The sequence below is a fragment of the Halobacteriovorax sp. RT-1-1 genome, from assembly GCF_047085455.1.
Taxonomy (GTDB): domain Bacteria; phylum Bdellovibrionota; class Bacteriovoracia; order Bacteriovoracales; family Bacteriovoracaceae; genus Halobacteriovorax_A.
The window spans coordinates 1,907,615-1,933,665 of sequence record NZ_JBKIXZ010000001.1 but is presented as its reverse complement, the minus strand read 5'-3'; the positions used below and the strand labels follow the sequence as shown (position 1 = coordinate 1,933,665).

At 36.4% G+C, this 26,051-nt stretch carries 30 protein-coding genes; 22 read left to right on the top strand and 8 right to left on the bottom strand.

Annotated features, from left to right (window positions below; translation table 11 throughout):
- Positions 1-65 precede the first annotated feature (65 nt).
- From ACMAWV_RS09395 to ACMAWV_RS09370, 6 genes are read left to right on the top strand one after another with little or no spacing between them, the layout of a single operon-like run.
- Positions 66-1,103, top strand: coding sequence for a hypothetical protein (locus ACMAWV_RS09395; protein ID WP_412469490.1), 1,038 nt, complete (start codon positions 66-68; stop codon positions 1,101-1,103).
- Between the two features lies 1 nt (position 1,104).
- Positions 1,105-2,058, top strand: a complete 954-nt coding sequence (locus tag ACMAWV_RS09390) for an HAD-IIIA family hydrolase (RefSeq protein ID WP_412469491.1) — start codon at positions 1,105-1,107, stop codon at positions 2,056-2,058.
- Positions 2,059-2,091: 33 nt separating this feature from the next.
- Positions 2,092-2,517, top strand: coding sequence for a hypothetical protein (locus tag ACMAWV_RS09385; protein ID WP_103217124.1), 426 nt, complete (start codon positions 2,092-2,094; stop codon positions 2,515-2,517).
- A gap of 12 nt (positions 2,518-2,529) precedes the next feature.
- On the top strand, positions 2,530-3,486 hold the full coding sequence (locus ACMAWV_RS09380) for a lipoate--protein ligase (RefSeq protein WP_412469492.1): 957 nt from the start codon (positions 2,530-2,532) through the stop codon (positions 3,484-3,486).
- Positions 3,487-3,501: 15 nt separating this feature from the next.
- Positions 3,502-3,849, top strand: coding sequence for a Crp/Fnr family transcriptional regulator (locus ACMAWV_RS09375; RefSeq protein WP_392992088.1), 348 nt, complete (start codon positions 3,502-3,504; stop codon positions 3,847-3,849).
- A gap of 12 nt (positions 3,850-3,861) precedes the next feature.
- Entirely contained in the window at positions 3,862-4,221 is a 360-nt protein-coding gene (locus ACMAWV_RS09370; RefSeq protein WP_103217127.1) for a Crp/Fnr family transcriptional regulator, read from the top strand.
- Here the strand turns inward: ACMAWV_RS09370 and ACMAWV_RS09365 are convergent.
- From ACMAWV_RS09365 to pgsA, 4 genes are all read right to left on the bottom strand, one after another.
- Positions 4,218-4,769, bottom strand: a complete 552-nt coding sequence (locus ACMAWV_RS09365; RefSeq protein ID WP_412462556.1) for a leucine-rich repeat domain-containing protein — start codon at positions 4,767-4,769, stop codon at positions 4,218-4,220. The genes ACMAWV_RS09370 and ACMAWV_RS09365 overlap by 4 nt on opposite strands.
- Before the next feature lie 28 nt (positions 4,770-4,797).
- Complete coding sequence (gene panD / locus ACMAWV_RS09360) at positions 4,798-5,142, bottom strand: aspartate 1-decarboxylase (protein ID WP_021267374.1); 345 nt, start codon at positions 5,140-5,142, stop codon at positions 4,798-4,800.
- A gap of 93 nt (positions 5,143-5,235) precedes the next feature.
- Positions 5,236-6,441, bottom strand: coding sequence for a phosphoserine phosphatase SerB (serB, locus tag ACMAWV_RS09355; RefSeq protein WP_103217129.1), 1,206 nt, complete (start codon positions 6,439-6,441; stop codon positions 5,236-5,238).
- 15 nt (positions 6,442-6,456) lie between these two features.
- Positions 6,457-7,104, bottom strand: coding sequence for a CDP-diacylglycerol--glycerol-3-phosphate 3-phosphatidyltransferase (gene pgsA, locus ACMAWV_RS09350; protein WP_158246809.1), 648 nt, complete (start codon positions 7,102-7,104; stop codon positions 6,457-6,459).
- A 126-nt stretch (positions 7,105-7,230) separates the two neighbouring features.
- Here pgsA and ACMAWV_RS09345 point away from each other — a divergent pair, with 126 nt between their 5' ends.
- The 8 genes from ACMAWV_RS09345 to ACMAWV_RS09310 all read left to right on the top strand — a co-directional run bounded on the left by ACMAWV_RS09345 (position 7,231) and on the right by ACMAWV_RS09310 (position 15,991).
- On the top strand, positions 7,231-7,950 hold the full coding sequence (locus ACMAWV_RS09345; RefSeq protein WP_103217131.1) for a PilZ domain-containing protein: 720 nt from the start codon (positions 7,231-7,233) through the stop codon (positions 7,948-7,950).
- 115 nt (positions 7,951-8,065) lie between these two features.
- Positions 8,066-9,019: a class II fructose-bisphosphatase gene (gene glpX / locus ACMAWV_RS09340; protein WP_103217132.1), complete on the top strand. Its 954-nt coding sequence runs from the start codon at positions 8,066-8,068 to the stop codon at positions 9,017-9,019.
- Between the two features lie 32 nt (positions 9,020-9,051).
- Positions 9,052-9,480, top strand: a complete 429-nt coding sequence (locus ACMAWV_RS09335; RefSeq protein WP_412462557.1) for a type II toxin-antitoxin system RatA family toxin — start codon at positions 9,052-9,054, stop codon at positions 9,478-9,480.
- Positions 9,481-9,490: 10 nt separating this feature from the next.
- Positions 9,491-9,814 carry a hypothetical protein gene (locus ACMAWV_RS09330; RefSeq protein ID WP_103217134.1) on the top strand — a complete coding sequence of 108 codons (324 nt, stop codon included), beginning with the start codon at positions 9,491-9,493 and terminating at the stop codon, positions 9,812-9,814.
- The gene (locus ACMAWV_RS09325) at positions 9,811-10,443 is read left to right on the top strand and encodes a YggS family pyridoxal phosphate-dependent enzyme (RefSeq protein WP_412462558.1); all 633 of its coding nucleotides are present in this window, start codon (positions 9,811-9,813) and stop codon (positions 10,441-10,443) included. The genes ACMAWV_RS09330 and ACMAWV_RS09325 overlap by 4 nt, the downstream gene beginning before the upstream one ends.
- Positions 10,444-10,609: 166 nt before the next feature.
- The gene (locus tag ACMAWV_RS09320; RefSeq protein ID WP_103217136.1) at positions 10,610-11,566 is read left to right on the top strand and encodes an isopenicillin N synthase family dioxygenase; all 957 of its coding nucleotides are present in this window, start codon (positions 10,610-10,612) and stop codon (positions 11,564-11,566) included.
- 188 nt (positions 11,567-11,754) lie between these two features.
- The gene (locus ACMAWV_RS09315) at positions 11,755-13,545 is read left to right on the top strand and encodes a hypothetical protein (RefSeq protein ID WP_412469493.1); all 1,791 of its coding nucleotides are present in this window, start codon (positions 11,755-11,757) and stop codon (positions 13,543-13,545) included.
- Positions 13,546-13,573: 28 nt separating this feature from the next.
- Positions 13,574-15,991 carry a hypothetical protein gene (locus ACMAWV_RS09310; RefSeq protein ID WP_392992075.1) on the top strand — a complete coding sequence of 806 codons (2,418 nt, stop codon included), beginning with the start codon at positions 13,574-13,576 and terminating at the stop codon, positions 15,989-15,991.
- 70 nt (positions 15,992-16,061) lie between these two features.
- On the opposite strand, the gene ACMAWV_RS09305 is transcribed toward ACMAWV_RS09310, so the two are convergent.
- Positions 16,062-16,952: an ImmA/IrrE family metallo-endopeptidase gene (locus tag ACMAWV_RS09305; protein WP_103217139.1), complete on the bottom strand. Its 891-nt coding sequence runs from the start codon at positions 16,950-16,952 to the stop codon at positions 16,062-16,064.
- 225 nt (positions 16,953-17,177) lie between these two features.
- Here ACMAWV_RS09305 and ACMAWV_RS09300 point away from each other — a divergent pair, with 225 nt between their 5' ends.
- Positions 17,178-17,663 carry an Hsp20/alpha crystallin family protein gene (locus ACMAWV_RS09300; protein WP_412469494.1) on the top strand — a complete coding sequence of 162 codons (486 nt, stop codon included), beginning with the start codon at positions 17,178-17,180 and terminating at the stop codon, positions 17,661-17,663.
- Here ACMAWV_RS09300 and ACMAWV_RS09295 read toward each other — a convergent pair.
- Positions 17,650-18,060, bottom strand: coding sequence for a response regulator (locus ACMAWV_RS09295; RefSeq protein WP_103217141.1), 411 nt, complete (start codon positions 18,058-18,060; stop codon positions 17,650-17,652). The genes ACMAWV_RS09300 and ACMAWV_RS09295 overlap by 14 nt on opposite strands.
- A 209-nt stretch (positions 18,061-18,269) precedes the next feature.
- On the opposite strand from ACMAWV_RS09295, the gene ACMAWV_RS09290 reads away from it, so the two are divergent.
- Complete coding sequence (locus ACMAWV_RS09290) at positions 18,270-18,725, top strand: cupredoxin domain-containing protein (protein WP_103217142.1); 456 nt, start codon at positions 18,270-18,272, stop codon at positions 18,723-18,725.
- A 30-nt stretch (positions 18,726-18,755) separates the two neighbouring features.
- A complete protein-coding gene (locus tag ACMAWV_RS09285) occupies positions 18,756-19,892 on the top strand; it encodes a CpaF family protein (RefSeq protein ID WP_103217143.1) in 1,137 nt (378 codons plus the stop codon).
- 3 nt (positions 19,893-19,895) lie between these two features.
- On the opposite strand, the gene ACMAWV_RS09280 is transcribed toward ACMAWV_RS09285, so the two are convergent.
- On the bottom strand, positions 19,896-20,144 hold the full coding sequence (locus tag ACMAWV_RS09280; protein ID WP_146037789.1) for a hypothetical protein: 249 nt from the start codon (positions 20,142-20,144) through the stop codon (positions 19,896-19,898).
- Between the two features lie 196 nt (positions 20,145-20,340).
- Between ACMAWV_RS09280 and ACMAWV_RS09275 the strand changes: the two genes are divergently transcribed.
- Positions 20,341-21,216: a hypothetical protein gene (locus ACMAWV_RS09275; protein WP_412469495.1), complete on the top strand. Its 876-nt coding sequence runs from the start codon at positions 20,341-20,343 to the stop codon at positions 21,214-21,216.
- Between the two features lie 2 nt (positions 21,217-21,218).
- Here ACMAWV_RS09275 and ACMAWV_RS09270 read toward each other — a convergent pair whose 3' ends face one another.
- Positions 21,219-21,947, bottom strand: a complete 729-nt coding sequence (locus tag ACMAWV_RS09270; protein WP_103217146.1) for a hypothetical protein — start codon at positions 21,945-21,947, stop codon at positions 21,219-21,221.
- 52 nt (positions 21,948-21,999) lie between these two features.
- Between ACMAWV_RS09270 and ACMAWV_RS09265 the strand changes: the two genes are divergently transcribed.
- The 4 genes from ACMAWV_RS09265 to ACMAWV_RS09250 all read left to right on the top strand — a co-directional run bounded on the left by ACMAWV_RS09265 (position 22,000) and on the right by ACMAWV_RS09250 (position 26,024).
- Positions 22,000-22,776, top strand: a complete 777-nt coding sequence (locus ACMAWV_RS09265) for a glutamate racemase (protein ID WP_412469496.1) — start codon at positions 22,000-22,002, stop codon at positions 22,774-22,776.
- A gap of 63 nt (positions 22,777-22,839) precedes the next feature.
- A complete protein-coding gene (gene eno / locus ACMAWV_RS09260; RefSeq protein WP_103217148.1) occupies positions 22,840-24,120 on the top strand; it encodes a phosphopyruvate hydratase in 1,281 nt (426 codons plus the stop codon).
- 39 nt (positions 24,121-24,159) lie between these two features.
- Entirely contained in the window at positions 24,160-24,786 is a 627-nt protein-coding gene (locus tag ACMAWV_RS09255; protein WP_412469497.1) for a hypothetical protein, read from the top strand.
- 56 nt (positions 24,787-24,842) lie between these two features.
- Positions 24,843-26,024, top strand: coding sequence for a hypothetical protein (locus tag ACMAWV_RS09250; protein ID WP_412462562.1), 1,182 nt, complete (start codon positions 24,843-24,845; stop codon positions 26,022-26,024).
- The last annotated feature ends 27 nt before the right edge of the window (positions 26,025-26,051 follow it).

Genomic DNA, 26,051 nt, shown 5'->3' with positions numbered 1-26,051 from the left:
GAGATACTCACTTGGCCACAAAAAAAAACATATTTTTTTGCAGCTTAACGAGTTAAGGAAATTAAGTGTCTACGAGCTCTGGCAATAACCAATTCATTAATAATTTCAAAGAAATTCATAACCGTACACAACTTGAAGCTTTGAAAAACGAGATCAAAGGTAATCTTTTTGAGTTTCTCGTTGCCAAGGAAATTTCCGTTTTAAATAAAATAGAAGCAAATTTTCTTAAAAATATTGATCAAGAGCTAATGAGAATGATGCGCGAATATGAAAGTTGGTTAAGGCTTTATGCGCGTACTCTTTTGGATGAACTTCCAAAACTTGCTAGAGAGATGGCCAGGGCTATAAATGTAAATATAAAAGGTGATATTACCAATATTACAGTTGTTGGAAAGTTAAGTGATCATCTGATAAAGTCACAACTCCATGAAGCAGATATTGTTGCTCAAGTGAAAATTGATGATGAAGTGCGAATTATTCCTATTAGCTTAAAGTTAGTTAAGAGTGGGGCCAATATCACAACTAAATCGGCCGGAGCTAAAAGTATTTTCCAAAAGTATTTCAAGTCTTACTCAGATATTGATTTTACTCAACATACATTGAATGAATATATCGATCAGGAATTTTCTCGCTTTAATAGAAAGCTCTATGAACGCTATGATCTTGAGTACAGTGGACGTTTTGATTCGCAATGGGAGATGACCCAACTTCCTGGGGAGCTTGAAGGAGAGGACCGCGAGGATCTATTTGAACTGTATCGAAGCTTAATCAAACATTATCACGATATATTTTCAGGATTACTGGAAAAGGATAAAGATAAATTTATTTCGTCGCTATTGCCACTTATGGGCCTAGGCAATAAAGATGTTGTCCAAGGGATATGTATTTATAAACACAATAGTTATAAATTAGATTTTTGCCACGTTGTCAATTATGCCCAGGCCGCTAAGATCTCTATCTGTGAACTTAATCCGGAGATCTCTTCATTTAATATTGAGATTGAAAACGATAAACTACAGATTCGCGTAAAACCTATGAATAAGTTTACAGCGCCATCGTACAAGATTAATTGCTCGATGAAATTTGACTACAAAAAGGATTAATATGTTTGATATTGTATTATGTCAGAGAGACTTTCAAGAAATTAAAGAATGCTTTGGTGACTCTGGAAAATTTGAAATTCATGAATTCTCTGGCGACTCCCAATTACGAGCATACTTGAATGAGAATAAAACAGTACTCTTAATTACGACAAAGAGTAGTGTGAAACCTGATCTTTTTAATCTTTTTGAAATGCCAAAAAAAGGCAATTGCGAATACTACTACCTTTCTAAGTTAAATCTCGATAGAGATGAGCTTGAGGCCTGTGAGAAATTCTTTCCAGATGTGAGAGATATCTCTGTTTGTGCTGATTATTATAGTGCTAGTGGTGTTTTTTATATCGATCAAATTGATCCAGTGGGAATGCCAAATTTTTCAAAAGAAATTATGCCTGTTCTAAAGCGCTACTTTAAAGATAGCGATTATAAAGAGGCGCTCTTTCTAGATCGTGATGGAGTATTAAATATCGACCATTCTTATGTTCATAAAATTGAAGAACTCGAATTAGTCTCAGGGGCCTACGAGTTTCTACTAGATGATTACAATAAGACTAGGCTTAAGATTGTTCTGACAAATCAGTCAGGTGTATCAAAAGGTATGTTTGAGTATACTGATGTTGAAAAATTTAATAGTGCATTAAATGAATCACTTCATCATTTAATTGATGCTTTCTATATTGCTCCATTTGAGTTTCTAAAGGGTGTTGGTCAGTATAAGTACCATTCTCTTTTAAGAAAACCTCACCCAGGGATGCTGCTAGAAGCTTGTTTTGACTTTGCTGTTGATTTGAAAAAATCATATATGGTAGGGGATAAACAAAGTGATCAACTCAACTTTCCTCTTCTCGAAACGATTCATCTAAAGAATCGCTATCCTTTAGAAGGTGTGAAATATTTGGCAAATAATTTTGCGGAAGTATTAAAATTTGCCAAGACGTTGCCAAATAAGACAAATTGAGTCAAAATAGCAGCTATGTAAAAGGAATTACATATGAAAATAATAGACTCTATGGGCCTAGCTAGATTTAATAATTTAAGTACTCTCTTTGCCCTATTTTTAACATTTATAACTTCTGCAACTTTTGCTCGACCTCTAATGAATACTGAGCTCGAGTTATCACGTCAGTTAGACTCTCTTAAAGAAAAAAGTAAAGAGTATATCTCTGTTATTAGTTCTCGCACTAATCTTGAAGAGCTTCCTATATCTAAGTATCTTTCTTTCGTTATCTTAAAAAATGGTTGTGCACCTTTTGAGCAAACAATCGAAGAGATTCAATTACAGGATGAGTCTTTTCCTGATCAGAGTGAAGGATTACTTGAAAAGCTAAACTTATGTCGTAAGTCAACTCGTGCGCTTAAGGAATTTGATGTAAGTGGCCTGGATGCAAGTGTCATTGAACGCTTAAGTGAGGAATAATAAGCTCATCACATGGCCTCTACTCCAATTAAATTCTACTATATCCATTCAACTAATCCCTATGTCAATTTAGCATTTGAAGATTATTTGTTTCGTAAACATCAGCTTGATAATAGTCATGAGCAAATTCTCATTCTTTGGAAGAGTGCTCCAAGTATTGTGATGGGGAAATTTCAAAATCCATGGATTGAGTGTCAGGTAAAAAAAATAAGAGAGCTTGGGATTAATCTTGTTAGAAGACAAAGTGGTGGGGGCTGTGTTTATCATGACCTAGGTAATTTAAACTACTCCTTCATTTGCCCTAAGTCTGCTTACGATAAATCTAAGAACGCTTCCATTATTGTATCAGGACTTAAGTCTTTGGGCATTGATGCTTTTGAAAATCATCGTCATGATCTTAGGCTTATACATAATGAAGTGGATTATAAAATATCAGGTTGTGCCTTTAAAGAAACAAAACATAGTGCCCTTCATCATGGAACGCTTTTAATTGATGCTAACCTTAATCAGTTAAATGATCTTCTGCGCTCGAAGCTTACGGCCGAAGCGGCCATGGGAGTTAAGTCTGTTCCTTCACAGGTGATAAATCTGAAGCAAGTAAATGCTGATATTAATGAGTCAGTTATTGTTTCTGCCATTAAGAAGTCTTTTGAGTTCAATTATAATACCCAGAGCGAGGCCTTTGAATTAGCTGAACAAGATATTTGTATGATCGATTCCCTGATGGAAAAGATTCAGTCAAATATGAGTTGGGACTGGGTTTACGGTGCAACTCCTAAGTTTTCATTCAAGGTCGCAGACTACTTGGTAACAGCTAAGTACGCTAAAGTTATTGCTTGTAATCCAGAAAATCCTTCTTTAATTGATCTAATCGTCGACAAGGATTATTATTTATCAAGACCAGATTTTAAACTTACTCAGCAGCAAAGCGAATTTATTAAGGAATGTCACCGTATTCTCTTTGTTTAGCTTATCGGAGAAGAAATGAGAGAGACTATTCATATTATTCCAGGTGAGGCCATCATCAATGAAGGCGAGGAAAGTAGTTGTATGTACCTCTTAAAAGAAGGCACGCTGGCCGTCTATAAAGATGTTGAAGGTGAACAGAAACAGATAGGAACGATTTATAGTGGTGAATTTGTCGGAGAAGTAAGTTTTCTTGATAAGAGAACTCGTTGTGCCACTGTTAAGGCCATTACTGATTGTGAGCTTGAGATTTTTGATGCACAAAAATTCAATGAGTTTATCGAGTCGAGGCCTAAATGGTTACAGAGTATGATGAAGACCTTGGCCGATCGCCTTCGTTCAACTAATGAAAAGATAAAAGTTTAAAAGGATAGTGATATGAGTAGCCCAACTAATTTATTCATTAATGCTAATCAATATCTTATTCGTGAAGGTGATGAGAGTACAGAAATCTATATCCTCGAAGAGGGAACTCTTGGGGTCTATAAAGTTAGAAATGACCAAGAGGTTAAGATTGGAACGATCTTTCCTGGAGAGTTAGTTGGTGAGATGAGTTTCTTTGATCGAGGGCCACGTTGTGCCACGATCAAGGCACTGACAAACTCAAGGCTAATAGTCATCCCTTCAGTTAAATTTGAAGCTTATTTAAGTAAGCAACCTAAGTGGTTTAGAAATTTATTAGAAACTTTAATTGATCGAATCCGAAAAGCATCAAGTCGTATTAGGCCAGAAGTTTAGCTATTTTTGAGTCTTCTAAAATCATAAAGATTTTCATCAGTGATTTCATTATTGTCACATGAAAGGTGGTGTAGCTTCTCTATTGTTGCAAGGACTCGTGGCACTTGCTCAAATTTGTTGTTATCGATATTTAAGCGTCTAAGTTCTTTGAGCCACTCAAACTCATTAGGAAGAGTTGTAAGTTGATTGTTTTGTAGCTCAAGGCTTTCAAGTTTGCTTTGTTCCACGCACCAATTAGGAAGTATTGTAAGATTGCAATTTGCTAATTGGAGTATTTTTAAGTTTTTAAGATGACTTCCTGCTAGCTCTTGTAAGTTGCATACACCCTTGAGCTTTAAGATCTCAAGCTCTTGAGCATTACTCAGTGTAAGTTTGCACTGAGCTTGGGCGTAGATATATAGCTTTCTTAAAGACGATAGTTTTGCACAGTCGATTATGATGTGACACGAGTGCTTAAGTGAGAATTCGAGATTTTCTACGGATAAGTAATTATCAATATTTTTGCTGGCCTCAAAGAGGTCATGCTTCTTACTTAGCTTTAGTAACATAACTACTATTGTAGCATAGCTAAAAAAATTAGAGGTATTGAATAAATTTATTATTCTTATCGACTAAGATCTGTTTTGGTCTAATATCTTTTTGGTCAGTCATTTGAAAACCAATAATGATAACTTCGTGGCCCACATTTATAAGATGAGCGGCAGCACCATTTAGACAAATCTCTCCTGAACCACGTTCGCCTTTGATAACATAAGTTTCTAAGCGCGCTCCATTCGTATTAGAGACGATAAGAACTTTTTGTCCTGGCCATAAATCGACAAGCTCAAGTAACTCTTCATCAATCGTAATTGAACCGATGTAATTTAAGTCGGCCTGTGTAACCACGGCCTTGTGAATTTTTGATTGTAACATTTCACGCATAAGAGCTTTTTATCAAATTAGTCTTGGCCCGCCAATGAAAAATTAAGGTTTTGTTAACTAGTTCACCTATAAAATTTCTAACAATCACAATACTTATTGTTTTGAATCTGGCCCTGGAATACCTAGGAAGTACAAGATAGATGTCATTGGTCCGTGACTCATGTGATTTTGAGCATTTTTACGCACGATGTCTTTTGCATGGAAGGCGATTCCTAGGCCGGCCTGCGCTAGCATTGGAAGATCATTTGCACCGTCCCCAATAGCAACAACTTGTTCAAGCGAAATATTTTCTTGTTGAGCAATAAGGTTAACAAGAACGGCCTTCTGGTCAGCGTTAATAATTGTTCCTTTTACACGTCCAGTGAGCTCGCCACCCTCAATTTCAAGTTCATTAGCAAACGCATAATCGAGGTCTAATTTCTCTTTTAGGTAATTAGCAAAGTAAGTGAAGCCACCAGAGATGACAGCAACTTTGTATCCATATTTCTTTACTGTGCGAATAAAGTCTTCAACACCATCTGTAAGAGGCAGATTTAAAGAAATATCTTGTAGTGTCTTCTCGCTTAAGCCTTTTAAATGTGAGACGCGTTCAATGAGAGATTGATTAAAATCAATCTCACCATTCATTGCTCTTTCTGTGATTTCTGAAACCTTGGCCCCTATTCCGTGCACCTTTGCAAGCTCATCAATGACTTCGGCCTGAATTAGTGTTGAGTCCATATCAAAGACGATAAGTCTTTTTGAGCGTCTAAAGACGTCATCACGGATGAAAGCAATATCTGTATGATGACGATTGCTTATATTAAGTAGATCGGACTTTACCTTATTTAAGCCAACTTTTTCAGGTACGTCAGTTAGAACCTCAAGAGAGTTAAAGCCTTCTTTTGATACATTATCAATTCGGTAAATGTTAATATCGTTATGTGCTAAGCATTGGGCAACATCAGCGATAAAATTTGCAGAGATCTTCTTTGGCGCAACACAATTTAAGATAAAGCTATTATAAGGAGTTTTATAAGTTGTCTCTGCACTTACAATCGAATACTCAAGTTTAAGTCCCATTTCATGGGCCGTGAAAAGTAGTTCTTTAAGAACATTTTGATTTTCACCTTTCTTCTCACTCATCTTAATAACAAAAGATAGCGACAATAAGTTATGTGTAATTGCTTGGTTGATATCAGTTATATCAGTATTGTTCTCACTGATAACTTTCATGAGGCCAGCTGTAATACCTGGACGGTCTTGTCCTGATACGGTGATAATGATTTCTTTTATTCCGTTTTCTAAGCTATTTGGCATGGCTGATCCTTCTATTTATTTTTGCTTTCGCTCTTTTCTTACTTCTGAAATCTTCTTAAATAAGCCAAAGGTATAAACTAGGGCCGAGAAAACAGAAAAAACGAACGAAAGGTAAATAAGTATTGTCCCTACTAATGGGAATGAGAAACCAAATGGTTTATCCCAGGCCATAAGCATTGGAATGGCCATCATTTGAAATGTTGTCTTCCATTTTCCAAGTTGGTTAACACTTACTTTTAGGCCTTTTTCCATCGCAAGTAGACGAAGCGCTGTCATATACATTTCACGCACAACTAAAACAATGACAACAATCACGTTGACGCGATCGAGGGCCTGTAAAAGAATAAGAGATGAGACAACAAGGAACTTATCTGCAATTGGATCAAGAAATGAGCCAAACACAGTAACGATATTTCTTTTGCGAGCTATATAGCCATCTAGAAAGTCTGTGAATGATGCGAGGACAAATGTCCATGCCGCAATATAGCCAAGTGTTTTAACAGTGGCCTTAAAAATATTTTCTTCGAATAAACAGAGGTAAAGGGTCAGGCAAATAACGGGGATGAGTGCAACTCGGAAAATTGTAAGGCGATTGGGGAGATTATCGATTTCCCATTCACTGAGAATTTCCTTTTGCGAGACAGTATTATGTGAGTTTTGCATTTTATTTTCCGACATATTTACTCAATGAAGATTTTTCCTATTTATTAAACTTTAAACCTTCGGCCCATAAACGTCTATAATAATTAACATAAATTACTTAAATCGAATAAAAGGATAACTCGAGCTATGAAAAAGCATCTCAATCTTATTAAAACAGGTCACCAATCTATTGAAAAGCGTGTGTTTCCACGTTTTCCTTTTAGTTACTTAGTTTTTAAAAGAGAAGATAATTCGAAAAATTATCAAGTTCGAGATATTTCATATGGTGGAATGAGTCTAACACTTAGTGATGGTGATTTAGGCGCGCAGATGGAAGATAAATTCTCTGGAGAGATTCACTGGTATGACCAAAAAGTAAAAGTAAAATGTATTGTAAGAAGAGTTGAAAAAGACAATCTTGGAATTGAGTTCATTAAAGATGATATCTTTGACAAGACGCTTTTAAACTTTCTATCAGTTGCTAATGTTTCAAAAAATCTTAGACCAATTCACGAGTATGATGAGCAGCTTGAGCTTCCTGTGGGACTTAAGACTTGGCTTCGTTGTGACGGGCCATTTGAGATTTTCATATGGCACCACAGAGATGGTGAAATTTCAAAAATTCAAATCCTTATGATGGACTCTATTCTAGAGTGGACTGATGGCGAAGGGATTCAGACAGGAAAAGTTCTTAATGTTAGAAGCTCTGACAAGCCATTAACGCACGAAGAAGAATTTGAATTCCTTATTGATACTCCAGTCGATCAGGATCGTTTAGACTTTGCACGTGAACTTGTTGCCCACGTTCCAAAGAGTCTTATTTCCGAAGGTGATCTTGAGTTTCTAACGCGAAAAGTTATTGGTTAATATAACCTTAAGCGCTTAATCGTTAGTTTAATTCATTTATTTCAAAACGAAGCTTTTCAATTGAGGTTTATCTCCTTAAAATAATGCTAAATGTTTTGAATTAAAAGGATTGATAATGAATAGAAACCTCGCTTTAGAATTTGTAAGAGTTACTGAAATGGCCGCTATTAGCTCAGCTAGGCTAATGGGACGTGGTGATGAAAAGGCCGCAGACCAAGCAGCAGTTGATGCCATGAGAACAATGCTAGACTCTGTTGAGTGTAATGCAACTGTTGTTATTGGTGAAGGTGAGCGCGATGAGGCACCGATGCTCTACATTGGCGAAAAGGTTGGTTCGGGCAATGGCCCAGAGCTTGATATTGCTCTAGATCCTTTAGAGGGAACGACAGTATGTGCAAATGGTGGTTGGAACTCAATCGCAGTAATGGCCATTGCTGAAAAAGGTAATTTCCTAAATGCTCCTGATACTTATATGGAAAAAATCGCTGTAGGTCCTGAAGGAAAAGGTCTTATCAATATTGATGATACTCCTGCCGAGAACTTAAAAAGACTTGCTGAGGCAAAGAAGTGTCGTATTCAAGATCTTACTGCTGTTATTTTAGATCGCCCTCGCCACGAAGAATTAATTAGACAGGTAAGAGACGCTGGTGCTCGTATCCAATTAATTGGTGACGGTGATGTTTCTGCTGCAATTGCTTGTAGTGAACCAGATAGTGGTATCGATATCCTTTTTGGGACAGGTGGTGCACCTGAAGGTGTAATCGCTGCAGCGGCCCTTCGTTGTATTGGTGGAGATTTTCAAGGAAGACTTAAGCCAAGAAATGATGAAGAAATCGCTCGTGCTAAAACAATGGGAATTGATGATATCAATAAGATCTACACAATCGATGAGCTGGCTTCCGGAAATGTAATGTTCTGTGCAACAGGTGTTACAGATGGAAGTTTTTTAAATGGTGTAAAATTCAAGTCATGGGGTGCGATTACTGAATCAATCGTTATGAGAAGTCAGTCGGGAACGATTAGAAGAATCGTTGCTGAACATAGATTTGATACAAAACCACGCTACTAATTTTTTAAATAATAATTACAAGGAAGTTGATTATGGCAAAGGCAAGCCGCACTGAAGTTTTTGATATTGATATTAATAAACTATATGACGTTATTGTTGACTTTGAATCTTACCCAGACTTTGTTCTTGGTGTGAATGAAATTAAAGTTCATGATATGACTGAAGCAAGTGGTGTTGTTGAATACTCAATCGATATGATTAAAAAATTAAATTACCAACTTGATATGGAAATGAGCCGTCCTAATAAGGTTGCTTGGACATTCAAGAAAGGTGATTTATTTAAAGTTAACGACGGTGGATGGGATTTAAAAGATCTTGGTGAAGGTAAAACTGAAGTAACATATAGTTTAGAGATCGAAGTCAAAGGATTTATCCCAGGCGCTAAGATGATCGTAAATAAGCTTACTGAAACATCACTGCCTTCTATGATGAAAAGCTTCTACGAGCGCGCAAAGAACTAGTGAGTCGATTATGAGCGAGTCTAAGAAAACAGATAAGTCAGATGGAATTTTAGGTGATACGATAAAGAAAGTTGTCTCAATTGGCATTGGGGCAGCTTTTATGACAGAAGAATCTGTAAAGAAGGTTCTAGATGATCTGCCTTTGCCAAAAGATATTGTATCTGGACTTATGACAAACGCTAAAAAGACAAAAGAGGATTTTGTCATTTCTGTTCGAGAAGAACTTCGTAGTTACCTAAAGAATGTTGATCCTAAAACAATTGTAGAATCAATACTTGAGGATTATGAAGTTACTGTAAGTTTTAAGAAGAAAGAGAAAAAATCTGAAAAATGATTTCTGAAAATTATCAAAAAATTCTTACTCAAGTTGGTGACAAGAATAAACTCTTGGCGGTAACCAAGTATAGTGAGTTTGAAGATATCATAACTGTTTACGAATTAGGACATAGAGACTTTGGTGAGAATCGTATTGAGTCACTTATGCCTAAGGCCCAAAAGGCACATGAATTAGGTTTTCATGATATTAGATGGCACTTCATTGGTCATATCCAATCAAATAAAATTTCAAAAATTTGTCAGGTTCCAAATTTAAAATGTATTCAATCTCTTGATAGCTTAAAGCATATGCGCCTTTTCAATGAAAAGCTTCAGTCTCCTTGCGAGTTTTATATTCAAGTTAACACTAGTGGTGAAGAACAAAAAGGCGGCCTTTGGGATCTTGACTCTGTTAGAAATTTTATCGACGAGGCCAAAGATCTTAGCAATATTCATATCGTGGGCCTTATGACCATGGCCGCTGCTAATGGAGCTGCTCCTCGTGATAGCTTTAAAAAGTTAGTAGAAATTCGTGATGCTGTCGATAAAGAGCTAAAGCTTTCAATGGGAATGAGCGGTGATATGGCCGATGCTCTTGCATTAGGCAGTGATTGTATTCGTGTAGGAAGTGCTATTTTTAAGGCATAATTATTGTATCCTTACTATCTAATTTCTCAAAATACCTTTCTAACTATATGTAATTGCACTGTGTATTAGTCGTGACTTATAATTGTCATTATTGACTTTAATTTATGCGCACTGTAATAAATTTTTATCTACTAAAATAAATCGACATCAAATATGGAGAGTCATTATGAGTACTGCAAATAATAATGAAAGAAGAGTTCCAGAATTAAGCCTTACTTCTTACACTGAAGGCTCGACTGCTGATCAGATTAAATTTGTCGACGACTTAATGTACGGCCTAAAAGAATACGGTTTTATCATTCTAGATAATCACACTGTTGATCAAAATAAAGTTGATGAAGCATATGATATGGTAAAGAAATTCTTCTCTCTACCTGTGGAAACTAAACTTAATTACCAAGGACAAAACGGTGGTCAACGTGGCTACACTCCATTTGGAATGGAGCACGCAAAAGATAGCAAGCACCCAGACCTAAAAGAGTTTTGGCACGTTGGGCGTGAGCTTGCAGCGACTTCACAATACAAAGGGGTTTATCCTGAAAATATTTGGCCTGCAGAAGTTCCTGGCTTTAAAGAAAAATTTCTTTCTCTCTATGAATCTATGGATGCTACTGCAAATGTTCTTTTAGAAGCAATTGGAAAAGGGCTAGACGTACCACAAGGCTTCTTTGCAGATATGGTTAATGATGGAAATTCAATTCTAAGAACGATTCACTACCCGCCAACAACTGGTCACGATACAACAAACTCAATTAGGGCCGGTGCACACGAGGATATCAACCTTATCACAATGCTTGTTGGTGCAACTTCATCAGGTTTACAGCTTTTAGATCGTGATGGAACTTGGCTAGATGTAGATTCTAAACCAGGACAACTTGTTGTTGATTCTGGAGATATGATGGCAAGGCTAACGAATAATGTACTTCCTGCAACTACTCACAGAGTAATCAACCCAGACAATTCTGGTGAAGAAAGATACTCTATGCCATACTTTGTGCACCCGCACTCAAAAGCATCTCTAGCTTGTTTAGAAAGCTGTGTAGGTGAAGGCAAGAAGTGGGAAGATATCACTGCTGGAGACTTCCTAAATCAAAGACTAAGAGAAATTGGTCTAATTAAGTAATTTTAATAAATACTGGGGAACCAGAACAACAACACTACGAATAATAAGAATGTAAAGGCCTCGCAATAGTGAGGCCTTTTTTATTTGTTGATTAAATGTCTATTTGTCTAAATTCTGAACACTTTCTAAACTCTAAATGCTTATAATTTAATCAAAATGGGTGGCACTTTTTTTGCATATTAATTGCCATGCAAAACCTAAAGAAATCGACTTTAATCAAGTTCGTCACTATTCTTGTATTCAATTTCATGATCCTAGCATCTGCTTCAACGCAATTTAATCGTGAAGTTTTATCAATGAAGAGGGCATCTTCTAAGATTCTTGTTCGCTTAAGAAATATGGCCAAAATCCATAATTCAGAATATCAGCGAAATGGATATACAGAAGCCTATTACCAATATGAGAATATTCATTCTGCTATTAGAAAGTTTCACAAGAGAGTTTTAAAGAAGGGCCAACTAGGCACAGATAAAGAAGGTGAGTACACAGATGAGCTTGCCTATAAAGAAACACTCGAGTTCATTCAATACTTAGATAAGCTTATCCCAACATTTTCTAAGACAAAGGGATACGAGAAGCTCCCATCTTCTCGTAAGATTCTTATCTCTCAAATTTCAGCATCAGTGCTTAATTTAGCAGAAATGTTAAAAGAAGAAGATATTTATATTCAAATTTCAAAACCACTTAGAGAGGTTGCAAGGGTATATCAAAAGCAGGAAGAATTCCTTAAGCAAAAAGAAGAATTACTAGGTGACTTCTATAATGCACAAGATGAATTAGAGATTTCACTAACAAGAATGATTGATCATCTTTCACTGTTTATTAAAAGGAATCATGGGCCAAGAAAAGAATATCGTCGTCCATATACTGCCGAATCCTATGACTATATCAAATATAAGAAGATCTTAAAGGAAGTAGAAGAGCTTCTCGAAGACTTTGATATCAATGATGGAGCACAGTTTGCAAAGCTTACACAGTTAGTGTCACAGACTAGACAGCTAGTAAATCTTACAAAGACAAATACAAAAAATGCGCGTGTACTTTTATCTCGTGTATATAAGACGTTCAACTTATTTTCTTTAGAAGCTAAAAGCTTAAATAAGAGATTAGTAGTGATTGAGCTTGATCCAACGCTTGGTCTTAAAGAGATGGAGTTTAAGTATTATCGTGCTACCCAAGTATGCTCACTACTTGGCGGGCCAGGAAATATTCTTCTTAGAAGATCACTAGAAAGTGATATCGATCTTTTTGAAGACTTTAGTCCTCGAACTTCAGGGGCCATCAAGCTTGTCGAGTTTTTAAAGTTTAATGATCGAAGTCTAGAGTTTAGACACGCTGAGATCATTACAGAAATAGAGCGTGATACGCGTATAAATACGATGGGATTTTACCCTCTTAGCTTTAATTGGGGAAAGGAAGAGGAAGATAAAATGCCTCCTTTTCTCGAGATAAAGAAGGGATATCGCAAGTGTCATTCTGATGGCTGCGATACTTATGATGATTATCGCACAAATTTTGCATGGCTTCGAGTTAATGAAAAGAGTGCAAAGAAGATGACTCGTACGAAAGAGAAGGCATTAAAGAAAGTTGAAAATAAAGAGGATTATTCAAAGCTAGGTGTTTGTTCTGACTTTGTGAATTGGGCATTTGGAAATGTCATAACTTCAAATTGGAACCAGATTCCAATAGTTAGAAATCTTATTCAGATTATTTATCCTCCAGAAGGATTGCAGACACCAGATAATCTTTATGACTCTTACAAGACTGATGTTATTTGTGAAGTGGAAAGAAGAAAACTTAAGTATCCACATTATATCAATGCCCACCATTTAAAGGATCAGGTATTGAGAGACTTAAATTCGCAAAACCCTGCGATAAGCACTCATGCGAAGAATACGTTAAATGAATTAATTAAGAAAAATATAATGGATAACGAATTAAATTTGAACTATGACGTTATTAATTTTGAAACAAAGTAAGAATAAAAACGAAAAAGGAGAGAAGAGAATGAACAACAAAAAACAAAAACTTCTAGTTGCCGCGTTCTTGATGACGCAAGCACCTGCTGTTATCGCGGGTTATTACAATTCTTCAATCGAAGGGATTTCTTTAGATGGTATTTATACACCGGAGAACCTAAGTAATATTTCTAAAACTGTTTGTAAGAAAGTTTATGATGATCCAAATATGGATAAAGAACACACTCAAATGTGTGAGCGTGGAGTTCAGTCTGCTCAACGCATGGCCGCTGTATATGCCGCTGGAGAAGGGACACATTTAGGTTGTGTTGATGGTTATCAACAAGGTCTATATCGTGGGTTTAATGTGACTTCAAACCCGTCGGTTGATATCTTAAGAGACGAACAACGTGCTCTTAAAGGTGTGACAATTGAAAACGCTGTAGCACTTGGTAAAGATAAGGCCGCAAAGGATTCACGTTATTCAACAGAATCTGAAATCATCTCACGTTTTAGAGATAATGTAAGAGATGATGCTTCTCAAACTGTAACAGCTCCATCAAAAGATTACTCTAATGTTCTTAAAGTTCCACGTTTTGAAGGTTTTGATGATGGTTATGCAAGAGATGGAAAAGGTGGATCATTTAGTGATGTAATTAACGCTGGGTGGGTTTCTTCTTCATCTGCAATCTCTAAGAGAATTCACGCTCGTGCTGTTGCTAGACAATTTGGTCTTAGATCAAGTTTAGCAGATAAGTGTTCTTCAACACCTATTCTATTCGATAAAGGTCTACACACTGTTTCAATGTGGGATCTATTCTCTGCATACGGAGAGTATAACTTCAAAGACTATGGTTGGAAGTCAACAACTCGCGCATGGAATAAGTTTCAAGCATCTGATGAACAAGAAGCAATTGCTTATCGTAATATCCAAGATGTTAAAGAAGCATATCAGCAAAGAATTGGTTATCACCAAAAAAGTGTAGCTGTTGAAATCGATGAGATCGGTGCTGATGGACAGCCAACAGGACGCAAAGTAGTAAAAAGAGATGCAAACGGAAATATCGTTTATAAGCAAGTTGATGACTTAAATCGTCCAATCTTTGAAACTCGCTACCGTACTGTTTCTGGAAAGTCTGCTAAAGACCTAAAGGCCGTATATGCTGACGCATTTGCTGAGTCTTATAGAAATCTTGCAAAAGAGCACTTTGGTAAGGCCTTCGTATCAACACATACAATGGCACGCAACCTTGGAGAAGATTCTGGGAAGGCCGTAGGTCTAATCGTTGCACGTGATCTTGCCAAGCAACAAGCTTATGATGAAGTTTACAAGGCACAGTCGGCAACTTCATTTGCTAAAGAATACGAAAACCTATTTGTAGCTTCTTGGAATAAGAATTTCGATTACTTTGTAAATAACCCAATGGTTGAGATCACTGGTTTCGATCTTTCTGGTGACGGAAATGGAATCTTTACAAGAGGTGAGTCACTTAAGTCTGTATTAGGTTTAAGAAACTTAGGTCTTAAGTCTGGAAATATTAAAGTTTCTCTTGATTCAGCTTCATTTGAATCAGGTTCAAGTCGCTCAGAGTACGTAACTGCTCCAGCTTCATTGAACTTTACTCACACTTCAGCAAAAGCTCAAGGTAAGCTTTCAAATAACCTAAATGTATTTGATTCAGCAAGACTTACAGTAAGTATTGATGGAAGCGATATCAAGAAGGTTTACGAACTTAAGAGTACAGATAGCAAAACTATCGAAATCTTAGATGTAGCACCAGTTTACCATGCACAAACTCAGATTAACTCTGTAGTAGCTGGGGACGCAACAGTATACGTAACTGTTAAAAACCCTTCAAACTCAGAAACTTCAGCCTCTGTTGATATCTCTGTAGCAATGAATGATGGTAAGACTTATACAGCTACAACAACAGCTCTAAAAGCAGGTGAGTCAAAGAGAGTTCCTGTTCGTGTTACAGGAGTTGATCCATTATTCATTATCAATAATGGGCTTTCTGGTAAGGTAACATCAAAAGTTGGTGGAAGAATCATGAATACACGTAGTGCTTCTTTTGATAATGTGAACTTTGATAAGTCTGTTGCGGATTACTTCAACTCAATCCTTACAAACTCAACAACTAACTACGGTGATGATGGGTATAAAGAAGATAGAGTTGAAACTTTAATCTCTATCATCTTAACTGCTACTGAAAGAGAAATTAAAACTGATTGGGATAACAACGCAAAAGTTGCTAATACAATGATCGGTGCTCTACAGAAAGAATACAAGGCATCTTCAGCTGCTGGTAAGCTTAATGAAGAAGCAAAAGAAACATATAAAGTACTAGCTCAAGAACTAGAAGCTTTATATGACTCGACTTTTGGATACAAAGATTACATCAATCAATTAAAAGTATTCAACGGTGATCTTGAGACTCGTTCAAAGAAAGATCGTAAGAAAGACTAATTCATAGTCCATTAAATAAGAAAGGCCCGCATCTTGCGGGCCTCTTTATTTTCAATAATTTAATTTTTAATTATTGTGCTTCAACTACAGCTTGACCTGGTTTGAACCAACATAGTGGTCTTAGTCCAGTTGTGAAGTTTTCAGTTCTGTTACAAGTACCGATGTTTGCATCGTTTTGATCTACATCTGTGTAAGCGTCAACAGTACATAGAGCACCTTGGTAGTAAGTATCTAGACGACACTGTGGTGCTGGGTGGTTGTCATTAGTTTTAGAAACTACAGCTGGATCTGGAGTGTCAAACTTAAGCTCAGAAGTCATGCTTCTTAGTGCTCTGAAAAGGTTAGCTAGTGACATACCTGCCATTGAACCTCTTAGACACATTGCATATTCGTTTTCGTTAACAAAGTTTTTCTCACAGTTCTTAACTGCTACAGCTGGAACTTCAACTTCGCTCATGATTGAAGCGTTATCATCGTTTTCCATGAACTTTCTTAGACACTTAGAAGTAGCGAAGTAATCAGCTTGACCTTCGTTTGAAGCCCATGAAGATCCCCACCAGCTAGCTTTCTTAGGTGCTCCACCTAGGTGGTGACCAAGCTCGTGACATACAACAGTTGCAAATCCGTCTCTTGTGATTGTTTCGTGTCTTGCAAGACCACCAAACATACTAACACGCCAAGTGTTACCAATTTGCTGAGCGTATGCGTTAACAGTTCCATCTTCCCATTTTCTTTCGATTTCTAAAGTTTTACCTTTAGCAGCGATAATCGGTGCATAGATCGCTTCAATCTTATCAATGATTGAGTTGAACTCACCTTCTGAAATTGTGTTGATACTTTTAACATTTGAAGGAATCCATAGGTTGTTGTCTTCTACGATTCCTGTTGTTCCGTGCTCGTCACATGCGAAAGAAAAAGTCGATACACATGCAAGTAGTAGAGCTAAAATTCCTTTTTTCAAATCAGTCCTCCCTGAAAAGTATATTATTGATTTGCCAATTCTTTTTCTGGTTTAGCGTAGATATGATTTTTCTGAATTTTTTACACTATGTAAAAGTCTTTTTTTGATTTGGGCCTTAATGTAAGATTTTGTTGGTTTCTAGATGCTGTGCTGCATTGTGAATGTGTTAAAGTTTTTCACCACTCTTTGGTTAAGTCATTAAAATTATGATAAAGTTTTAGCATTATGAAGAAGATAATTTGTATCACTTTTTTTCTACTTTCAGTTGTAAGTTATGGCCAAACTAATGATCCACTGGTTGATCAAATCACACAAATGCGTGATGAGATGTTTAAGCAGATGCAAGCAGGGGATAGCTTTGATGCCGAGATTCAAAAGATGTTTGAGCGAATGCAGAAGTTAGGCCAGATCAAAGGGCTTCCTGATCGCTTCAATCGTCATGTGAATATGGTGGAATACTTTTGGCAGGATGCTGACACTCTCGTTATCAAAATTTCTAAAGATGATGAAGTCAATGTCGAAGTGAAAGAAAACATCATAGTTATTAGTGGTCAAAAGGTCATTAAATCGCCAAATGGTATTTCAAAATCATCTTTTTCACAGAGTATCCCATTAAGAGCTAATCTTGACTCGACTTCAGTTAAGATGAGTATGAAGGATGGTAATATCGTCATGGACTTTAGGCCTTTAAAGAAATCTAAGCAGCGATAATTTCTCCATTTAAATTTTCGAGAATTGCGTAGAGCTTATGATTGAAGTCCTGGGCGTTAAATGGCTTTGTCAGAACTTCTTCTACATTTATCTTTGAAGCATCATGAATCTTGTCGACATCGATATCTCCCGAAATGAGCATGATATGTGGATATTTCTCACGTTGCTTTTCTTCGAGGTGATAGAGTCGTTCAATATATTGTAATACTTCTTGGCCACCCATTTCTGGGAGATTTAAGTCGATGACAATGAGATCATAATTATCATTTTTAATCATCTGACAGGCATCGACTCCATTTGAGGCCATTGATACATTTGCAAAATAGCCACTGCTTGCAATTAGTGACTTAAGGGATTCTGATATTGTTCTTTTGTCGTCAATGATGAGAGCTTTCATAGGTGATTTCCTTATCAGTTACAAATGCAGCGTTGATTCAAAATTATAAACAATATGAGCTTATTTTAATTCGTCACATTATTTTTTATAACTAAATTAATCTATAATATTTGTTAATGTTACTAAACTACTGAAATAACGAGCAAAGTAGTCGGCTAAATTTGAGCAGACGACTAAAGTATCCACTATAAGATACCGATAAATAATTTATGAAAAGCTTCGTTGTGACGTTATTGACATTGATTATTACATCCTTTGCCTTTGGCATCCAGGAGACTTACTTTCATAAGAAAGAGGAATTTGAGATTCCTAAGAGAGATCTGTCGATTATCGCTACAGATAAAGGTTTTTTTCCTTCAAAGGTTACGGCCTTCGTTGGTGAGAAGTTAAACCTTTATGTTACATCAGCGACAAAACAGCCTAGTTGTCTAATATTAAAAGAGCACGAAGTATATGTTGAGGCCAAGACTGGTGAAGTTAGGGAAGCTTCAGTTTTTCTTGATACGCCTGGACGCTTCAAATTTTACTGCCCGTCAGGACAAATCAGTGGAATTTTAACTGTTATTGAACATCCACGAGAGAAGGCAAAAAAAGACGAGCAAAAAAGAGAAATCGCATCTCGTGAAAGTGAGCGAGTGCGTGTTTGGCGTCCAAAAGACGACTGATTTATATTTAGAGATTGATTGTGAGGGATTATGTCTTCGGTATTTAACGATGCGATTAAGAATTTACTTTATCCAATAGGCGACCTTTTGGAAGATGAAGGTGTTTCCGAAGTTATGATTAATGGGCCCCATGAAATTTTTGTTGAAAAGAAAGGTCTCGTTTTTAAAGTTCCAAATCAATTCGAAGATGAATCATCACTTATCTCTGCAATGCGTGCCATTGCTCAATCGGTAAATCGAACAATTGATGAAGATAACCCGCGCCTAGATGCGCGTCTGCCAGATGGTTCACGTATTCACGTGGTACTACCTCCGATGGCAAAGAATGGAACGACGGTGGCCATTCGTAAATTTTCTAAGGAAAGTCTAACTCTTAAGGACCTTATCTCATTTGGTTCTATGTCTGATGTGGCCGCAAGGTTTCTGGATATATGCGTGTATCTTGGAAAGAATGTTCTTGTATCTGGTGGTACGGGTTCTGGGAAGACGACGATGCTAAACGTTTTAGGGGGAAGAATTCCTAAAACACAACGTCTCATCATTATTGAGGATGCGGCAGAACTACAAGTTGATGCCGAACACGTCGTAAATTTTGAAACGAGAAAGGCGGATGAGTTAAAGGGGATTGAGGAAGTTTCAATTCGTGATCTCGTTATTTCTGCCATGAGGCTTCGCCCTGATAGAATTATTGTTGGGGAGGTTCGTGGAGATGAGGCCCTGGATCTTGTTCAAGTTATGAATACTGGTCACGATGGTTCAATGGGAACTGTTCACGCCAACAACCCAATCGATGCCTGTACTCGTCTTGAGACACTTTGCCTTATGGGTGATACAAAAATTCCACCAGATGCTGTTAGGAAAATGGTTGGGAGTGCTCTGCAAATTGTTGTTCAGTGTAGTCGTTATCATGATGGGGGACGTCGTACGTCGCATATTTCAGAAGTATTAGGTGTCGATAATAATGGGAATTATATTGTTCGCGATATCTTTCGCTGGGTTCAAACTGGTAAGGATCCGCAAACTGGTAAGTATATAGGAGAGATGGTGCCGTGTAATTATGTACCAACTTTCTTTGAAGATATTGTTGTCCATAAGCTACCATTTCCAAAATCTAATTTCCTTGCCCCAGATTGGGTGAAGGATATGGTTAAGAAAAAGGTCGCTTAATTATTAGATATCAACTTCGATACCATCCTCATAGATTTCAACGATAAATCGGTTCTGATCTAGCTCTTTAGTCTTGTCGACGATTTCCTTGATATCATCCACTTCAAGTTCTGGTTCAAGCTCCATATCAGCGCTAAAAACCTTGATGATAGCGATGCTCATCTTAAAATCACTTAAGTCATTGAATTCAGATAGGGGGAATGTTACCTTGTAACCCCCTGAAAACTTGTCAATATCCACGTCTATTTTCATATAATTAATTGTAATTACATTAGAGTAAAAAGCAATAAAATTTAAACTACGTAGATTCCTGTAGTGCTGTCTAAAAATTGGTGCATAGAAAATGAACATGGCATTACTATTTTTCAACTAGGCCCAATAAAGTCATTTCTGCTGATATTATTGAAGGCGTCAAATAGCTTAATTTTATTTTTGAGGGAAAAATTAAATGAGAAATAGAACTACTTCATTCATCAAATCAACTCTTGTGATGACAGCGATTGCTCTATCTGCAAATATTTTTGCACTAGAAACAATTCAAGATGATATTGATTCTATTCGCTTTCAGCTTAAGTCTGAGCAGATCTACACTCTTAAAAATTATGGGCAGGGACAATATAAAGAACTTGCTTTTACTCGAATTGAAAAACCAAATCTTAAAGTTGGCCTAAATAAGAAATCTGCAACAGAAACACTAGAAGTTGCAATTGATGAATCTCTTTTAGTTGAAAAGAATTCTCTTGTTCACATAAAGTTAGAAAAAAATAACTTAGTAAATATTGAATCTGCCAATGATAAGGCGGCGGTTTTAACAAAGCTTAAAAATAACGGACTTGGCCTTGATAAAAATCAGGCGGCAAAAATACTAAAGAAAGATATTATTGCAAATCTTAATCGTGTTATTGCAAAAATTGGATTTCGCGATAATACAAAAGTTAGTTATGAGATTAAAAACCTTGCATTTAACTGTCCTTCACTAAAAGGGCGTATCACAAATTGTCGTGGTAAATATGATGTTATTGCTACATTAAAGAATGAAAAGAAGAAGACTTCAAATCTTTCAGAGATCCTTATTAACTCTACTAAGAATTTGAATAATTTTGGTTCTGAAATTGATATTAATGCATATATTGGGGAACTTCGTTCAATCAATAAGCAGCTTAATAAATTATCGGAAGGTAAGCCTAAGGGTGTTGATCTAAAGAAGCTTTACGCTCTTAAAAAAGATGTTCAATCAGAAATTCTTGATTCGTACCAGTACACTGCGATTGCAACATCAAGTGCAAGGGACTTCCTAACAAAGCTTAATTCAAAGCTTAACTAAAACTAGCTGACGCTTTGTTTTAAACTCACAAATAAATTAATTATTTCATTTAATACATCATTATGAAGCTGGCCAAAACTAGCTTCATATTTTTTTGCTTGAGAATCAAATTCAGCTCGATTCTCTTTATTTTTAACTTCTAGCTTTAACTGATCCTTATTGAAAATTAGCTTAATATCAAGATTGTAAATCATGACTCTAAGAATAGGGGATTGCTCCCATTGTCCAAAAAACACCTTGTAACTTAAAATTGTATTTCTATGATCAATACGGGCCAGTGACTTTTTTAGCGTTAGTAGAGTTACTTTTAGCCACTCAAGTGATTTGTCTTCGTTTAGTCCTGTCTTTGGTGGGATTGATTTTAAGTTCTCAATTGAACCATCGATCATGGCCTTAACGGCATATTGTTCAAATTTCTTTGCATCAAAATTTTCGACTTCGTTTTGATATTCGATAAATTCTTTATCCACTAAATTGAGAATGTTCATTTGATCAAAGTGCAAAAGTAAATTATGGTCATTGCTCTCAACGTGAAGATAGATATCATGAAGATTTTTTCGATCATCACGCAAAGGTGTCTTTTCAAAAACATTATGGGCCAAGCAAATTCTCACCGGACTTTGTAGCGACTCTTGCATAGACTTTAAGAGCTTGTCTCTGCTATCATCATTAGATAGACGGTTTTTATTAATTCTAGTGAAAAAGTTTACGAATTTATTTTTAATACCCATAAGGGATAAAATAACGACTTTTTTAGGGATGTCTAGCATTTAAGGTGAAATATTGAAGATAGGTATTTTTGATTCTGGCATTGGTGGACTTAGCGTGTTGCGTGAAGTCGCAAAACTTATGGATCGTTGCGAAATTTATTACTTTGCAGATCGCCTGAATGCACCATATGGCAATAAGACAAAAGAAGAAGTATTTACTTTTTGTCAGAGTATTGTCGAAGACTTTATCTCTTATGGAATTGATACCATTTTAATTGCATGTAACTCTGCTACGGCCATGGCCATTAATGAATTACGCACTAATTACCCAAATATTCGCTTTTTTGGGATTGAACCATTTATTAATGTCATTAACCTGCGCCCAGAGCTTAAAAAGCAAAAGGGAGTGGTTTTAACAACTAAGATTACTGCAGATTCTATGCGTTTTCAGAGCTTGAAAGAGCGCTATGATCCAAAACAACACTTGGTTTACCGCGTATCAAAGAATTTAGCTAAAATTATTGAAGACAGTTTTGATAGTGGAAGGCTCAATGAAGATGAGATTTCTAAAGAGATAGTTGATTCAATTTTTCCTTCAGGCCAGAAAGAGAGTTATGATTATATAATTTTAGGTTGTACTCACTATCCTTTCGTCAAAGAGCTATTTAAGGCCAATGTTGGGGCCCAAAGTATTTCTCCTTGTTATCATGTGGCCAAGCATATGGCAGATCAATGTGTCATAAACGAAGATGCTCAAATCGTCGATTTCTTCTATTATCGTGATAGTCGAAGCCCAGATTTATGGCGCAAAGTTAAAAAGCAAAATTTAGAAGGTTTTCCCTTTTTCTAAGTGACGATCCTTAAAAGCGTAAGTTAAAATATGGCAAATTTTAAACTAACGAAGGATTGGTATATGTCTAAAATTAAATCTATTACTCCACGTCAAATCTTAGACTCACGAGGAAACCCAACTGTTGAAGTTGATTTAGTAACTGAAAATGGTTTTATGGCCCGTGCAGCAGTTCCTTCTGGGGCATCAACTGGCTCTAAAGAAGCGCTTGAGTTAAGAGACGGTGACAAGTCTTACTACCTTGGAAAATCTGTTAGAAAGGCAATTTCAAATATCAATGAATATATCGCGCCAAAAATTATCGGAATGGATGTTTTTGACTTAAGAGCTGTTGATCAAGCAATGCTTGATGTTGATGGAACAGAAAATAAAGAAAAGTTAGGAGCTAATGCTATTCTTGCTGTTTCAATGTGTGTTGCTCGTGCAGGTGCTCTTGAAAAAGGAAAGTCTCTTTATGCTTATTTAAGAGAAGATCTAGGTGTTCCTGTGGCAAGTGATAAGTATCGCTTACCAACTCCTATGATGAATATTATCAATGGTGGGGAGCACGCTTCAAATAATCTTGATATTCAAGAATTTATGATTATTCCTCATATGGAAAAGTCATTTAGTGAAAACCTAAGAGCTGGTGTTGAAACATTTCACGCTCTAAAAAGTGTTTTAACAGAAAAAGGATATTCAACAAATGTTGGTGATGAAGGTGGGTTTGCACCATCTCTTAAGTCACACGAAGAGGCCCTAGATCTAATTCTCAGCGCTATTGAGAAGGCCGGTTATAAACCAGGTCAAGATATCTCGATCAGCCTTGATGCAGCTGCTTCAGAGTTCTATAAAGATGGAAGCTACAAAATGCAAGGTAAGAGCTATTCAAGTGAGGATATGGTTGAATATTACTCAAATTTAGTTTCAAAATATCCGATATATTCAATTGAAGACGGGCTTGATGAAGCCGACTATTCTGGTTGGGTAAAACTGACTGAAAAGTTAGGGGATAAATGCTTACTAGTTGGAGATGACTTATTTGTAACAAATAAGAAGATCCTAGCTGAAGGTATTGAGAAAAAGCAGGCAAACTCAATCTTAGTTAAGATTAATCAAATTGGTTCTCTAAGTGAAACATTTGATACGTTAAAGCTAGCTTTTGAAAATAACTTTAGAGCAATTATCTCTCACCGCTCAGGAGAAACAAGTGATGCCTTCATTGCTGATCTTGCTGTAGCAACTTCGAGTGGACTTATTAAAACAGGTTCTGCTTCAAGAAGTGATCGTCTTGCAAAATACAATCAACTACTAAGAATTGAAGAGGCCCTTGGTAGTGAAGCAAAGTACGACGGATTAATCTAAGTCAAAATATAAAGGCCTCGTTTTAAGAGGCCTTTTTTTATGTCTAAAAATATACCTAAGTCAGATAACGAAGCACTACATTTTCTCCATGATCTTCTCAATCACACACATGGCCTGAAGCTCTATTTAGAGTCTCGTCATGGTCAGATGGAGCAAGCAAGTCTTAATCTTATTTATAATGAAGTGCAGGCCTTAGAAAATCAAATATCATCCCAATTTAAGCGTTTAAAGGATACAGATTCATATAGTGTCGAAAGTCTTATTGATACTTGTAAGAGACAATTTGAAATTTATCAATTAAAGGTCGACTTAAAAGTTTCAATTTTTCAAAGTGATCTGGCCCCTATTGAATTTTCTTGTGATGGACAAATTTTTGAACGCCTAATAAAAAATATCTCAAAAAACTTATATCTTTGGTCGAGTCCCAAAAGTATGATTGAGTGTCACATCAGTGAAGTTGATGAGAAGATTCAACTAACTTTCTCAAATGAAATTAATGAGCACACAGACTTAGAACAACAATCAAATGGCATTGGCCTACTCTCAATGAAGCGTCTTGCTAGTGAAAATGGCATTACATTTCAAAGTTACTTAGAGAAAGAGAAATGGATAACGATAATCCTGATTAATAAAATCGGACATATTAAACAAAATATCGCCTGCTAGGTAAAAGAATTCTATCTATATTAAAAAGTAATAAAGAAGGTTATTCTATATAACATATGGAATTTATAAAGATCTTTATTTCGTTAACGATTTTGTTTGCCTCTGGCCTACAGGCCTTAGCAAACCCTCGAATCTATCAATCAGACGCTACTGCACTAAATAAAGGTGCATCCAAAGTTAAGATTGAAGGCAGCTTTTCTTCGACTCTTTCTCAAGTTGACAGTGAGGGTAATGAAGTGGTTTACAATGATGATGTAAGCTACAATTTACTTGATGCAAATATTGATTATCAATATGCCATCATGCCTAAGTTTCAACTTCTTGCTGGCCTTAAAGGACGATATGTAAGTAGTGGTGATACTCTTGAGACGCAAACGACAGCTGGGCTTGAGTCTTTTTATGTCGGAGCATTCTATGCTTTTGATAAAATGCATGGAAAAGATTTTGCTGTAAACGCACTTTATCGCTTCAGGCCTTATACTGTTGATACGTATTCTGGTTCAGCGCCAAGTGATGAATTAATTTTAGGTGACGGTGGAAATGATCTTGAGCTCAATTTCCTAGCTAAATTTGAATCAACAAAGTGGACATCATACGACTTCAAGGTTGGTTACCGTATTCCTGGGGCCCCTATTTCTTCAGAGATCATTTTTGATGCAAGACTTGTAAAGCATTATGTTGATTGGGCCTTTTGGCTTTCTGCAAATGGTGTCTACTCATTGGGTGGTGATGAATACACTGATAATCCGAACGCAAAGCCTGTTGTTGCTAGTGGTTACACTTCAAGGTGGAATTCGATTAATCGCCAATTCCTAAACTTAGACGTTAGTGCTCAAACTCTATTTGGAAAGAAGTATCTTGCTTATGCAACAGTTGGTGCAAAGGTTGTTGGAACTTCAACTGATAAAGACTTTTATACAACTCTAGGTCTTACTTGGACTACTGGTGGTGTAACTGCTCAGCAGAAATTTGAAGAGAGTTTTAAAGAGTACTCTGTCGAGGCCAATGTTATTAAGGTTTCTCCTAGGGGAGTTTTCATTAAGATTGATCATGGCTCTCTTGACGATATTCAAGTTGGAAATATTGTTGATATTTATAAAACAGACTACTTTGGCGGAAATATATTAGTTGCTCAAGGCAAGGTTTATGAAGTTTCAAGTGCTTCATCAATTATAAAAGTTGTGGCACGTTACCGTAAGGTGCCAATAGAAAAAGGCTTTGCTGCCAGGATTAAGTAGTTGAAATGAGGAAATATTTAGTAATTG

Bases quoted from the DNA above. Each gene is read 5' to 3' on its own strand.
- ACMAWV_RS09390 (WP_412469491.1), top strand. From the start codon at position 1,105: ATGTTTGATATTGTATTATGTCAGAGAGACTTTCAAGAAATTAAAGAA.
- ACMAWV_RS09385 (WP_103217124.1), top strand. From the start codon at position 2,092: ATGAAAATAATAGACTCTATGGGCCTAGCTAGATTTAATAATTTAAGT.
- ACMAWV_RS09380 (WP_412469492.1), top strand. From the start codon at position 2,530: ATGGCCTCTACTCCAATTAAATTCTACTATATCCATTCAACTAATCCC.
- ACMAWV_RS09375 (WP_392992088.1), top strand. From the start codon at position 3,502: ATGAGAGAGACTATTCATATTATTCCAGGTGAGGCCATCATCAATGAA.
- ACMAWV_RS09370 (WP_103217127.1), top strand. From the start codon at position 3,862: ATGAGTAGCCCAACTAATTTATTCATTAATGCTAATCAATATCTTATT.
- ACMAWV_RS09365 (WP_412462556.1), bottom strand. From the start codon at position 4,769: ATGTTACTAAAGCTAAGTAAGAAGCATGACCTCTTTGAGGCCAGCAAA.
- panD (WP_021267374.1), bottom strand. From the start codon at position 5,142: ATGCGTGAAATGTTACAATCAAAAATTCACAAGGCCGTGGTTACACAG.
- serB (WP_103217129.1), bottom strand. From the start codon at position 6,441: ATGCCAAATAGCTTAGAAAACGGAATAAAAGAAATCATTATCACCGTA.
- pgsA (WP_158246809.1), bottom strand. From the start codon at position 7,104: ATGCAAAACTCACATAATACTGTCTCGCAAAAGGAAATTCTCAGTGAA.
- ACMAWV_RS09345 (WP_103217131.1), top strand. From the start codon at position 7,231: ATGAAAAAGCATCTCAATCTTATTAAAACAGGTCACCAATCTATTGAA.
- glpX (WP_103217132.1), top strand. From the start codon at position 8,066: ATGAATAGAAACCTCGCTTTAGAATTTGTAAGAGTTACTGAAATGGCC.
- ACMAWV_RS09335 (WP_412462557.1), top strand. From the start codon at position 9,052: ATGGCAAAGGCAAGCCGCACTGAAGTTTTTGATATTGATATTAATAAA.
- ACMAWV_RS09330 (WP_103217134.1), top strand. From the start codon at position 9,491: ATGAGCGAGTCTAAGAAAACAGATAAGTCAGATGGAATTTTAGGTGAT.
- ACMAWV_RS09325 (WP_412462558.1), top strand. From the start codon at position 9,811: ATGATTTCTGAAAATTATCAAAAAATTCTTACTCAAGTTGGTGACAAG.
- ACMAWV_RS09320 (WP_103217136.1), top strand. From the start codon at position 10,610: ATGAGTACTGCAAATAATAATGAAAGAAGAGTTCCAGAATTAAGCCTT.
- ACMAWV_RS09315 (WP_412469493.1), top strand. From the start codon at position 11,755: ATGCAAAACCTAAAGAAATCGACTTTAATCAAGTTCGTCACTATTCTT.
- ACMAWV_RS09310 (WP_392992075.1), top strand. From the start codon at position 13,574: ATGAACAACAAAAAACAAAAACTTCTAGTTGCCGCGTTCTTGATGACG.
- ACMAWV_RS09300 (WP_412469494.1), top strand. From the start codon at position 17,178: ATGAAGAAGATAATTTGTATCACTTTTTTTCTACTTTCAGTTGTAAGT.
- ACMAWV_RS09295 (WP_103217141.1), bottom strand. From the start codon at position 18,060: ATGAAAGCTCTCATCATTGACGACAAAAGAACAATATCAGAATCCCTT.
- ACMAWV_RS09290 (WP_103217142.1), top strand. From the start codon at position 18,270: ATGAAAAGCTTCGTTGTGACGTTATTGACATTGATTATTACATCCTTT.
- ACMAWV_RS09285 (WP_103217143.1), top strand. From the start codon at position 18,756: ATGTCTTCGGTATTTAACGATGCGATTAAGAATTTACTTTATCCAATA.
- ACMAWV_RS09280 (WP_146037789.1), bottom strand. From the start codon at position 20,144: ATGAAAATAGACGTGGATATTGACAAGTTTTCAGGGGGTTACAAGGTA.
- ACMAWV_RS09275 (WP_412469495.1), top strand. From the start codon at position 20,341: ATGAGAAATAGAACTACTTCATTCATCAAATCAACTCTTGTGATGACA.
- ACMAWV_RS09270 (WP_103217146.1), bottom strand. From the start codon at position 21,947: ATGGGTATTAAAAATAAATTCGTAAACTTTTTCACTAGAATTAATAAA.
- eno (WP_103217148.1), top strand. From the start codon at position 22,840: ATGTCTAAAATTAAATCTATTACTCCACGTCAAATCTTAGACTCACGA.
- ACMAWV_RS09255 (WP_412469497.1), top strand. From the start codon at position 24,160: ATGTCTAAAAATATACCTAAGTCAGATAACGAAGCACTACATTTTCTC.
- ACMAWV_RS09250 (WP_412462562.1), top strand. From the start codon at position 24,843: ATGGAATTTATAAAGATCTTTATTTCGTTAACGATTTTGTTTGCCTCT.